Source organism: Stenotrophomonas sp. GQ19 (genome assembly GCF_059758695.1).
In genome coordinates, this window is the sequence record NZ_JCAXES010000002.1 from 657,888 (window position 1) to 669,542 (window position 11,655).

Consider the following 11,655-nt stretch of genomic DNA (forward strand, 5'->3'; position numbering starts at 1 on the left):
AGCCGGCCAGCGGCCGGCACTACCGGTTGGCGTCGCGTTGGCCCACTGCGGCATCATGGGCGCATGAAGATCTATCTTGTTGGCGGCGCCGTACGCGACCGCCTGTTGCAGCAGACCCCCGGTGACCGCGACTGGGTGGTGGTGGGCGCCACCCAAGCGGACATGGAAGCGCAGGGCTACAAGGCCGTGGGCCGCGACTTCCCCGTGTTCCTGCACCCCCACACCGGCGAGGAATACGCCCTGGCGCGCACCGAGCGCAAATCCGGGCGCGGCTACCGCGGCTTCGTGGTCGATGCCGACCCGTCAGTGACGCTGGAAGACGACCTGCTGCGCCGCGACTTCACCATCAACGCAATCGCCTGCGACGAGGCCACCGGTACGCTGGTGGACCCGTATGGCGGTGCGCGCGACATCCAGCAGCGCATCCTGCGCCACGTGGGCCCCGCATTCGTGGAAGACCCGCTGCGGGTACTGCGCGCGGCGCGCTTCATGGCCCGCTTTGCGCCGCTCGGTTTCACCGTGGCCCCGGAAACCCTGGACCTGATGCGCCAGATCGCCGACAGCGGCGAACTGGACGCGCTGGTGCCCGAGCGCGTCTGGCAGGAACTGCGCCGCGTGCTGCGCAGCGCCCAGCCGTCGGCCTTCCTGCGCACGTTGCACGAGACCGGCGCCTTGCGCGCGATCCTGCCCGAGCTGGAAGCGCTGTATGGCGTGCCGCAACGGGCCGAATTCCATCCCGAAGTGGATACCGGCGTGCACCAGGAAATGGTCAGCGACATGGCCGCGCGGTTGGCGCCGGGCGACGACCTGATCGGCTTCGCCGCGCTCACCCACGACCTGGGCAAAGGCCTGACGCCACCGTCGGAATGGCCGCGCCACATCATGCACGAGCAGCGCGGCGTCGCCCCGCTGCATGCCCTGTGCGACCGCCTGAAGGTGCCGCTGGACCACCGCCAGCTGGCCGAAGCGGTGTGCCGCGACCACCTCAACGTGCACCGCATCGATGAACTGCGCGATGCCACCGTCCTGGAACTTTTGGGCCGCTGCGACGGCTTCCGCCGCCCGGAGCGCATCGCGCAGATCGCGCTGTGCTGCGAGGCCGACAAGCGGGGCCGGCTGGGGTTTGAAGACAGCGATTATCTGCAGGGCGCAACGCTCACGCGCCTGCACCAGGCGGCGCTGGCGATCCAGGCGCGCGACCTGGACCTCACCCACCTGAAGGGACCGGCGGTGGGGGAAGCGCTGGCCAAAGCGCGTACGCGGGCGATTGCGGCGGTGCGTTGAACGTCTGCGCCCCTGCGGCCCGTGCATCAACGGGCCAGCGCGGCGCATCCGGTTTCAGCGTGCATCCACCACGGCAGCGGCCTGTTTGCAGGCCGGCTGCGCAAGCAGCCATTCGCGCGCCACCGCGGCCGCGTCCTGCCCTGGGGCCACCGTGACGTCAGGCTGCAGGCGGTTGCCATCGCCTACGCCGTTGCGGTCGGCCATCACGCTGCCGGTCAACAGCAGCATGCTGCCATCGGGCAGACGCTGCGGGGTATTGGAGGTGGAATAGCCGGCACTGGGCTGGCCGAAGCTGCGCGACGCTGCCCGGCCGCGGAAGGCCAGTACCGATGCCTCGCCGGAACTGGCAGTGCGCGGCCCGAACAGGACGGCCACCGGGGCGCCCGGGCGGCGCAGCGTGTACCGCGTGTTGCTCGATCCCAACATCCCGTTCCCGTCCGACCAGATCGCGCCATCGCGATACGTCCACGGCTGCTGTTTGTCCGCGCGAAGGGACATGCCGACCGGATCACTTCCCTTGGCATCGCCCAGCAACGGGCCCAGGCCAAGCAGCATCGGCCACATGTTGCCGCCACTGTTGCCGCGCAGGTCGACCACCCAGCCACAGCGGTTGCCATCGTCCTGTTCCTGGATGCGCGCCTGCAGCGCAATGGCCGCCTGCTTGCGGGCCTGGTACTGCACTTCCTGGGGCTGGGTCTGGTCGTCCATGTAGGCGCCCACCTTGATCCACCCCAGCCGCGCTGTCGGTCCGGTGCTGGCGTCCTCTGTCTGAAGGGGCGCAGCGCCCATCGCTGCCTGCGTGGCCGGTGCGCGTTTCGACTCCGTGCGCAACTGGCTGGGCGATATCCATCGCCCGTGCCCGCCACTGCTGCGCTGGATCACATCGTCCAGCAACCGCCGCGTCTGCGCCGGGTCGCCCGCAGCCGCCAACTCCGCGCGGGCCTTGGACCAGTCCACGCGGTCGCGATACAGCGACTGCTGCTGCAGCAGATCCAGGATCCGCGCCTGTGCCTCGGCACTGGGTACGTCCTGCGCGTGTGCAGCGCCACTTGCCGTTGCTAGCGCCACCATCAACAGCCAACCACGTCCTGCGATCATCGTGCTACATCCGTGTAGTGAAGAGGCCGCAGCTTAGCGCTGCACGCGGGCATTGGTACAGTGCGCCGTTCGCATAACCAGCGACGCATGCCACCCCAACGCAGCCGGCATCGCCGGTTCCGTCCAGCGTGCCGCCGCGGATCGCTACCGGCCGTCGCCCTACCAGTCCAGCCGCAGCCCGATATTGCCTTCGATCACCTTGCGTTCCCTGCGTGCGCTGCTTTCGAGGTCACGTGTGTAATCGGCTACCGCAAACGCACTGACGTTGCTGTTGAAACGCGCCACCACGCCCACGCCCACTTCCAGCGCACGCGCATCCTGCTGGTTGACGATGCGGTTGCTGTCGAAATCGATGCGGTCCTCGCCGTCCAGGGTCTGCCAGTAATTGAGCTTGATGTACGGCTGCCAGCCGTTGCCGGCAATGTCGTAGTCGGCAGCCAGGCGCAGGCCCACGCGTCCGGTCCAGGCGTTGTCGTTGTCAAAGCGCAGCGCGGACACCGCGTCGCCGGCATCGTCCACCGACGTGCGCTGCCAGATCACCTGCAGCTGGGGTTCCAGCCACCACGCACTCTGCCCGAACCGCAGCAGCGGCTTGCCCACTTCCAGCGAGGCGGTGGTGCCATCGCCGCGCACGTCGATGCCCAGCCCGCGCGAGGACGTTGCGTCGCCGTCGTAGCGGCTCTGCATCACCACCGCGTCCAGGTAGCCACCGGCACTGCCGGCGCGGGTCCAGTACACGCCCACGTGTTTGTCATCCAGCCGCGTGCGGCCCACCGCGACGTTCTCCCAGCCGATCGCAAAACCGGTCACGTTGCCCTGCGCGCGGGTGCGCCCGACGAATACGCCGAACTGGTCGCGGTGTCTATCGCCCGCGTTGGCGTACAGGTCCAGGCCGGCCTGGATGCCCTGGATATCGCCATCGAAGCCGGGCTGCGCGTCGCCGTCCCACTGCTGTTCGTGGCTCTGCCCCACCAGCCGCGCCCAGGCCGCACGCACGCCGCCCTGCCCGGCCAGCAGACGCTGCTCGCCCTGGCGTTCGTGGAAGGTGCCCAGGCTGGCCAGGCTGGTTTCGCGCAGCAGCGGCGGCACCACCGAGTACAGGCCGGTCTCGACGCGGTACAGCGGAATGATGTCGCCCTGCGCGGGGCGCGCACCGGGCGTGGGCGGCACCGCCAGCGGCCCGGGCACCCCGGCCACGTCGGTGGGCACGGGCGGCGGGGTATCGATGCTGGGCGGCGCGACGTCGGCGGGATCGGCCGGCTCCGGCGGCGGGGCCGGCTCGGGTGCGGCCGGGTTGGGATCATCCGGCGGATTGACGTCCGGCGGCGGCGGCGGTGCAGGCGGCAGGTCGACCGGCGGCGTGCCGGTACTGTCCGGCGGCGGCGGTGGCAACGTAGTGCCCCCGCCCGGGGGCGGCGCGGGTGCGGGGGTGACGCTGGCCACCAGGGTCGAGCGCAGGTACCAGTTCTCGGCCGTGCCGCCGCTGACCCCGCCCTTGAACAGGAAATACTCGTACGCACCGGCGGCGACCGGGTTGTACAGCGCGAACGCGGTGGGCGCGGTGGTGGCGCCGTTGATCGCCTGCACCACCAGGATGCCGTCGGCCACGGTGGACGCACCGGCGCCGCCGGCGTTGAGGATGCCGACGCCGGTGGTGCCGCTGGCGCTGCCGGTGGAGATCACCAGCTTGTCCGACGCCGAACTGTCGTCGCCCAGCACCGTGTTGAGATACAGCGCGCCGCCATTGCCAACGTAATTGCCGACCACGGTGAAGGTGTCGCCCACGCCGCCGCCGTTGCTCAGATCGATGCGGCCGGCGTTGGTGAGCGTGGCCAGCTGCCCGGCCGTGAACGGGGCGACGCCGCCGTTGCTGCCACCGCCGAACACCGCGCTGGTGGCATCGATGTCCAGGCGGCCGGTGCCGCTGGCGCTGTCGCCCAACACCAGGGTGCCGTCGAAGGCCAGCTGGGTGTCGTCGCGCAGCGCCACCTGTTCCCAGTTGGCAAAGCGCGCCACGCCGCCGGTCTTGACGTTGTCGAAGCCGAGCACGTCGTTGCCCAGCCCAGCGTCGAACACCGGCAGTGCGCCCAGGTGGGCTGTATTGAGGTTGGTGAGCTGCGCGAGGTCATCGCCTTCGCCGAAATCGATGGCGCCGTGCACCACGCCGCCGCCGTTCCAGGTCAGGCTGTCGTTGCCGAAGCTCAGCCGGATCTCGCCGCGCACGGTGCCGCCGGTGATGGTCACCGCGTCGTCGCCGCCACTGACGCTGATGTTGCCGCCGATGTAGCCGTCGGACAGCACGATGGTGTCGCGACCGAAACCGGTCACCAGGTTGCCGTCGATGGTGCCGCCGGACATCAGGAAGGTGTTGTCGTCCAGCTTCATGTTGACCCGGCCGATGCGGCCACCGGTCATTTCGGCGTAGTCGCCATCGTCGAACGCGCCGACGATGCGGCCGCCGGTCATGCGGAAGCGGTCCAGCGCATCGCCCTGCAGCAGGGCACCGATGCTGCCGCCGGTCATCAGGAAGGTGTCGATGCCCGAGCCCTGCTGCACCGTGCCGGTCACGCTGCCGCCGCTGATCTCCAGGCTGTCCTCGCCATCGCCCTGGTCGACGCTGTCGATCACGCCGTCGCGGATCACCAGCGCGTCGTTGCCTGCGCCCTGCAGCACGCCGCCCTGGATGCTGCCGCCGAGCATGTCGATGCGGTCGTTGCCGGCACCGGACACGACCCCGCCCGTGCTGCCGGCAATGGTGCCGCGGTTGACCAGGTAGGTGGCCCCGTTGAGCTGCAGCGCGCGGCCGGCGTTGGCGATGATGCTGCCACTGTTGTTGATGACATGCCCGGTGCCGGCCTGCACGGTGATGGCATTGCCGCTGGCGACACCGAGCTGCGCGTTGGCCAGCACGTTGACGGTGGTGTTGGAGGCGCCGCCGGCGGTGACGATCGGCACCGGATCCGGATTGGGCGCTGCGGTCGAGCAGGTCACTGTCTGGCCCTGACCGGGCGCGGGGTTGTCACAGCCGGCCCAGGCCGGCGCGGTACCGGCCAGCAGGACCGTACCCAGCGCGCCCCCGCAGCCCCGACGCAGCCAATGTGAAATACGGTCTGCCAGCACCGTGCGTGCCGGCGAAACGGGCATCGAGCGCATACGCCTTTCCTGTTCAACAAGAGGGGGTACGGCAACGGCCCAGTGCTTCTACGCAGACCGGCGTCAGTACTTTTACCGCCGCGCCGTGATGGGGGGGTAAACGTACGGCACGCCCATCCTAGATTTTGAGGTAGATGCGCCGGGCGTCCAGCGCCCACACCACGCCCCACCACACCACCACGAAGCCCAGCGCACACAGCAGCGAGGCCAGTGCGGGGGCCGTCGGCAGCAGCGCCGACAGCGTCTGGTACAGCCATCCCCACGCGCCGCTGGCCATCAGCAGCAGGGCCATCGCCGACGAGCCGAGGTAGGCGGCAATGGCGTTGACGCCGAAGCGTCGGCCCAGCGCCGGCGCACCCCAGCGATCCACCAGCAGGTGGGCCAGCAGCAAGGCCGCCACCGACATCCCGCCCGTCCACAGCACGAAACTGGGGGTCCACAGCTGCTTGTTGAGGGGCAGCCACAACGCGGCCACGCCGCCCAGGAGCAGGCATGCCGTGGCCAGCGCCGCCAGTCCGCCCACCTGCCCCGCCCGCAGCCACGCGCCCGCACGCAGCCCCAGCAGCGTGCTGGCGAGCGCGCCCAGGCTGCTCAGCAGCCCTTCGGGGTCGTGGCCGAGCCCGGTCAGCGGGTCGTACTTGTAGAGCAGCGGCGCGAACAACGCGGTATCCAGGCGGCTGGCCGGGTTGACCCACGGTGCCAGCGAATCGGCCCCCAGCAGGATCGCCGCGTACGCAAGGAGCAGCCCGACCAGCACCGCCCATTGCGTGCGCGCGCGCGTCTGGATCGCCAGCAGCCCGACCACCGCCACGCACAATGCGATCCGCTGCAGCACGCCCCACAGCCGGTAGGCCGGCAGGTCCATCAGCCACCACGCCAGCAGGTGCAGCAACGCGCCTGCCACCGCGATGCGCAGCGCACGCTGCAGCAGGCCACTGCGCAGGGCCGGGCGCAACGCCGGCTCACCCGCACGCGGCGACAGGCTGAAGGCCATCGACACGCCGGCAATGAACAGGAACAGCGGGAAGATGAGGTCGGTGGGCGTGAAGCCGTGCCAGTCCGCATGCAGCAGCGGTGCATACACGTGGCCCCAGTCGCCGGGGTTGTTGACCAGCAGCATCGCCGCCACGGTCAGCCCGCGCAGGGCATCGATCGAGCCCATGCGTGGCGATGGGGAGGCGGTCATGCGTCCTCGCGCTCGCCGGCAATCCAGGTGGCGCGCACCTGCAGCGCGTCGTCGAGCAGCACCAGGTCGGCCTGGTAGCCCTCGGCGATCTCGCCCAGGCGGTCGTCCAGATTGAGGAACTGCGCCGGGTAGCGCGAGGCCATGCGTGCGGCCTCGTCCAGCGGCAGGCCAAGCAGGTGCACCGCGTTGCGCACCGCCGTGGCCATGTCCAGCGCCGAGCCCGCCAGCGAACCGGCGGCATTGCGCACCACGCCGTCCACGGCCGTGATCACTTCGCCATACAGTTCATAGCTGGGGCTGTCGGCACCCACCGGCGGCATCGCGTCGGTGACCAGCATCACCTTGCCGCGCGGCTTGGCCGCCAGCGCCACGCGCAGGCTGGCCGGGTGCACGTGCACGCCGTCGGCGATGATGCCGATCCAGCTGTCGCGGTCTTCCAGCGCCGCGCCCACCGCACCCGGCTCGCGCCCGGTCAACGGCGACATCGCGTTGTACAGATGGGTGAAACCGCGGATGCCCGCATCCAGCCCGGCGCGTGCTTCTTCGTAACTGGCCGCGGTATGCCCGGCGGCCACGATCACGCCGCGTTCGACCAGCGCGCGGATGCTCTCCAGCGGCACCCGTTCGGGGGCCAGCGTCAACAGCGTCACGCCGTTGTCGAGCGAGGCCGCCATCGCGATCTCGTCGGCGTCGGGCACGCGGAATTTGTTGGCGTCGTGCGTGCCCTTGCGCGCCGGCGCGATGTACGGGCCTTCCAGGTGGATGCCGAGCACGCCGGGCACGCCCTGCGCGATGGCCGCGCGGGTGGCGTCGACCGCGCGGCGCATCACCTGCACGTCGTCGCTGATCAGCGTGGGCAGCAGCCCGGTGGTGCCGAAGCGGCGGTGCGCGGCAGCCAGCGTGCGCAGGCTGTCCACGTCGGGCGTGTTGTTGAACAGCACGCCGCCGCCACCGTTGACCTGCGCGTCGATGAAGCCCGGCAGCAGCCAGCCGCCGCCCAGGTCCACCTGTTCGTCGGCGCTGCCCAGTTGCGGGGCCGCGTCGGACACCAGCGCAGTGATGCGACCGTCTTCGATGACGACCGCCAAGTCGTCGCGGAACTCATCGCCGGCCAGGATCCGGGCATTGCGCAGGACGGTTTTCATCAGACGGTTTCCGTCACCTTGTTCAGATGCGGCGGCAGGTCCGGGTTGTGCCCGCGGCGCAGCGCCAGCGCGTTGATCGCACGATAAAACGCCTGCACGGTAAGCAGCGGTGCGCAGGCCGGGTGCGGGGCGACCGGCAGTGCAAGGTCGCCATCGACGTCGGCCAGCCACACCTGCGCGTCGCGCGCGCCAAACTCCTGCAGCACCGCGCGGGTGCCCGCGCCGGTTTCATCGGGCTGGGCAAACGCCAGCACCGGGAAGCCCGGGCCCACCAGCGCCATCGGGCCATGCTTCACTTCGGCCGAGCTGTAGGCTTCGGCATGCAGGCCGCAGGTTTCCTTGAACTTCAGCGCGGCTTCCTGGGCCGCGCCCAGGCCCAGGCCACGGCCGAGCACGAACAGGTTGTGCGCCGGCACCAGGCCGTCGGTCAGCGCCGACCAGTCGCTGTTCCAGGCCTGGCGCAGCGCATCGGGCAGCGCCCGCAGCGCGGCGATCAGCGCCGCGTCCTGGCTCCAGTAGGCCACCAGCTGCAGGATCGCCGACAACGAGGCCAGGTAGCTCTTGGTCGCCGCCACGCTGCGTTCGGCACCGGCCCCGAGCGGGATCACCGTTTCGGCCAGCTGCGCCAGCGGCGAATCCTCCACGTTCACCAGTGCCACCACGCGCGCACCGGCCGCACTCGCGGCCTCGGCGTTGCGCAGCAGGTCCGGGCTCTTGCCCGACTGCGAAATGACGATGTACAGCGCGCCCCGCAGTTTCAGCGGCGCTTCGTACACCGAGCCCACCGACGGCGAGGCCGACGCGGTGACCAGGCCCAGCCGGGTTTCCAGCAGGTACTTGGCGTAGGTGGCGGCATGGTCCGAGCTGCCCCGCGCGCAGGTCACCACGAACGGCGGCGGCGCCGCGCGCAGGCTGGCGGCCAGCGTTTCCACCGCCACCTGGTTGCGCGCGAACTGCGCGGCAATCACGTCGGCGGCTTCGGCGGCTTCGCGGTACATCAGGGTGTCGTGGGGAGCAGGCAGGGACATGGGAACTCAGGTGGTTTCAGGGGAAGGAGGGCGTGCGCCGGTCGGGCGCATCGGCGCGGTGGAACCACGCACCACCAGCTGCGGCACGAAGCCCTGGTTCTGCAGCTGCAGCGGTGCGTCGTCGTAGGCATCGCTGCGCAGCTGGGCGATCAGCAACCGCGCCGCATGCCGGGCGATGTCTTCGGTGGCCTGCTTGGCGGTGGTCAGCGGCGGCCACGACTGGCGCGAGAACGGGCTGTCCTCGAAGCCGGCAATGGACAGGTCGTAAGGCACGTTCATGCCCGCCGACTTGGCCGCGGCCAGCACGCCGGCGGCGATTTCATCGTTGGAGCCGAAGATCGCGGTGGGCGGTTCGCGCAGCGCCAGCAGCCGGCGTGCGCCGCGGAAGCCGTCGTCGAAGGTGTAGTCGCCCTGCACCACCAGGTGCTTGTCGATGCTCATGCCGTAGTCGCGCAGCGCCGCTTCGTAGCCGGCATAGCGTTCGCCGCTGGACCGGTGCGAGGTGCCGCCCCACAGGAAGCCGATGCGCTGGTGGCCCAGCTGGATCAAATGCTCAGTGATTTCATAGGCCGCTTCGCGGTCATCGACGAACACGCACGCGCCGTCTTCAGGATCGGCGGTGGCGGCGATGATCCGCACCAGCTTGATGCCGCGCGCCGTCAACGCCGCCACCAGGTCACGGCGTTCGGACATCGGCGCGGTCAGTACCAGCCCGGCCAGGCGCGAACGCTGCACCCAGTCGGCCAGCTCTTCGGCCAGCATCGGCGAGCTGGAATCGCAGGGATGGATCTGCAACCCGAAGCCGGTCTCGCGGCAGGCCGCCAGCACACCGTTCTGCACGCCGATGATGTGGTACGGGTTGGGGTTGTCGTAGACCAGCCCGACCACCAGCGTGGTGCCGGTGCGCAGGTTGCGCGCGGCGGGATCGGGCTCGTAATCCAGCTCGGCGATCGCGCGCAGGACGCGCGCGCGGGTGGCCTGCATCACCGACGGCTCGTTGTTGATGACCCGCGATACCGTCTTCAGCGACACCTTGGCCCGCTCAGCCACATCCTTGATGGTCGCTCTGCGCATGCTCTTTTCCTGCCGGTCCGGTTGGACGTCCATGATCGCCGATCACTGGCCGTCGCGGGGCAGGCCGGCCCGATGGCCGCGCACCGAATAAAACAGGATGTACAGGTAGCACGGCACCATCAGCCCGGCGAACACCCACTGGAAGTCGAAGTGCTGCTTGAGCACGGCAAAGGCCTGCGGAATGATCGCGCCGCCGGCAATGGCCATCACCAGCAGCGCCGAGCCGGTTTCGGTGAACCGCCCCAGGCCGCGGATGGCCAGCGGGAAGATCGCCGGCCACATCATGGCGTTGGCAAAGCCCAGCGCGGCCACGAAGCCCACCGACACGTAGCCGTGGCTGAGCAGTGCGCCGATGCAGAACACCACGCCCAGCACTGCCGAGACGCTCAGGTAGCGCGACTGCGAAACCACGTGCGGGATCAACGCCAGCCCGGCCAGGTAGCCGACCAGCATCGCGCCCAGGGTGATCGAGGTGAACATCTTGGTCTGGTCCAGCGGCAGGTCGAAGCCGTGGCCGTAGGTGCCGATCGCATCGCCGGCCATCACCTCCACGCCCACGTACACGAACAGGCACAACACGCCCAGCCACAGGTGCGGGAACTGGAAGATGCTGGTGCGTTCGGCGGTGCCGGGCGCGCGCGCCGGGGTGGCGTTGGCTTCGGCGGTTTTCAGTTCGGGCAGCGGCGAGAACAGCACGCCCACCGCCAGCACCACCAGCAGCCCGGCCATGGCCATGTAGGGCATCTGGATCTTGGCGGCGAAGGTATCCAGCAGCACGGTCTTGGTGGCCGCATCGGCCACTTTCACCTGCGCGTCCAGGTCGCCGATGCCATGCAGCACCAGCGTGCCGATCAGCACCGGGGCCAGCATGCCGGCGATCTTGTTGCAGATGCCCATCAGCGCGATGCGCCGCGCCGCGGTCTCGATCGGGCCCAGGATGCTGATGTACGGGTTCACTGCGGTCTGCAGCAGGGCCAGCCCACTACCGATGATGAACAGGCCGCTGAGCGCCCCCGGGTACCAGCGCTGCTGGGCGAAGTGGGCAAACACCACCGCGCCGGCGGCCATCACCAGCAGGCTCAGGCTCAAGCCCTTCTTCATGCCGGTGCGCTTGAGGATCCACGAGGCCGGCAGCGCCAGGAAGAAGTAGGACAGGTAGAACACCATCAGCACCAGGAAGGCGCCGACCTCGTCCAGCTCGAAGGCCAGTTTGACGAAGGTGATCAACGGCCCGTTGAGCCAGGTGAAGAAGCCGATCAGGAAGAACAGCACGCCGATGATCAGGATCGAAGTAAGCACGCTCGAACGCGCGGAGGCAGCAGGCACGGCAGACATCAAGAAAGCTCCTGCATCGGCGGGCCGCGATGGCGCACCGGAAGAGTGGCTGGGAACAACGTTGTCACATTTATTCGTCGCCGCTGCCGGGTTTGTCAACAAGCGGTTTTCATCACGGTGCGGATCCGCGCCGTGCTGCACCTGCGCAGATCGCACGCCCCGCCACGCTTGACGGTCCCCGGCCCCGCCATTTCAGGCAGGTTGCAAAAACATGGCGGGCAATGGATGAAAACGTTTTCTGATGACAGCGCCCGCTGCGGCGCAACATCGAAAGTCTGAGGTTATCGTTGACATCGTTGTCAGAACGATTACAGACTCCGCCTCAATCGCCGGGTCGGACCGGTCCTGCACA

Annotated in this window: 8 protein-coding genes; 1 reads left to right on the forward strand and 7 read right to left on the reverse strand. The window is 69.4% G+C overall.

What is annotated here, in order from left to right:
• Positions 1–63 precede the first annotated feature (63 nt).
• Entirely contained in the window at positions 64–1,284 is a 1,221-nt protein-coding gene (locus AC6CHL_RS06920; RefSeq protein ID WP_498293964.1) for a multifunctional CCA addition/repair protein, read from the forward strand.
• A gap of 54 nt (positions 1,285–1,338) precedes the next feature.
• On the opposite strand, the gene AC6CHL_RS06925 is transcribed toward AC6CHL_RS06920, so the two are convergent.
• From AC6CHL_RS06925 to AC6CHL_RS06955, 7 genes are all read right to left on the reverse strand, one after another.
• The gene (locus AC6CHL_RS06925) at positions 1,339–2,382 is read right to left on the reverse strand and encodes a S41 family peptidase (RefSeq protein WP_498293966.1); all 1,044 of its coding nucleotides are present in this window, start codon (positions 2,380–2,382) and stop codon (positions 1,339–1,341) included.
• A gap of 159 nt (positions 2,383–2,541) precedes the next feature.
• Entirely contained in the window at positions 2,542–5,535 is a 2,994-nt protein-coding gene (locus AC6CHL_RS06930) for an autotransporter family protein (protein ID WP_498293968.1), read from the reverse strand.
• Between the two features lie 118 nt (positions 5,536–5,653).
• Positions 5,654–6,721 (reverse strand): acyltransferase family protein, encoded by a 1,068-nt coding sequence (locus AC6CHL_RS06935; protein WP_498293969.1) that lies wholly within the window; start codon positions 6,719–6,721, stop codon positions 5,654–5,656.
• Positions 6,718–7,866 carry an N-acetylglucosamine-6-phosphate deacetylase gene (gene nagA, locus AC6CHL_RS06940; protein WP_498293970.1) on the reverse strand — a complete coding sequence of 383 codons (1,149 nt, stop codon included), beginning with the start codon at positions 7,864–7,866 and terminating at the stop codon, positions 6,718–6,720. Before nagA ends, AC6CHL_RS06935 begins: the two co-directional genes overlap by 4 nt.
• On the reverse strand, positions 7,866–8,894 hold the full coding sequence (locus tag AC6CHL_RS06945) for an SIS domain-containing protein (protein WP_498293971.1): 1,029 nt from the start codon (positions 8,892–8,894) through the stop codon (positions 7,866–7,868). The genes nagA and AC6CHL_RS06945 overlap by 1 nt, the downstream gene beginning before the upstream one ends.
• Positions 8,895–8,900: 6 nt before the next feature.
• Positions 8,901–9,968 carry a LacI family DNA-binding transcriptional regulator gene (locus AC6CHL_RS06950; protein WP_038691819.1) on the reverse strand — a complete coding sequence of 356 codons (1,068 nt, stop codon included), beginning with the start codon at positions 9,966–9,968 and terminating at the stop codon, positions 8,901–8,903.
• A 42-nt stretch (positions 9,969–10,010) separates the two neighbouring features.
• Positions 10,011–11,303, reverse strand: a complete 1,293-nt coding sequence (locus AC6CHL_RS06955) for a sugar MFS transporter (protein WP_038686234.1) — start codon at positions 11,301–11,303, stop codon at positions 10,011–10,013.
• Positions 11,304–11,655: the final 352 nt, after the last annotated feature.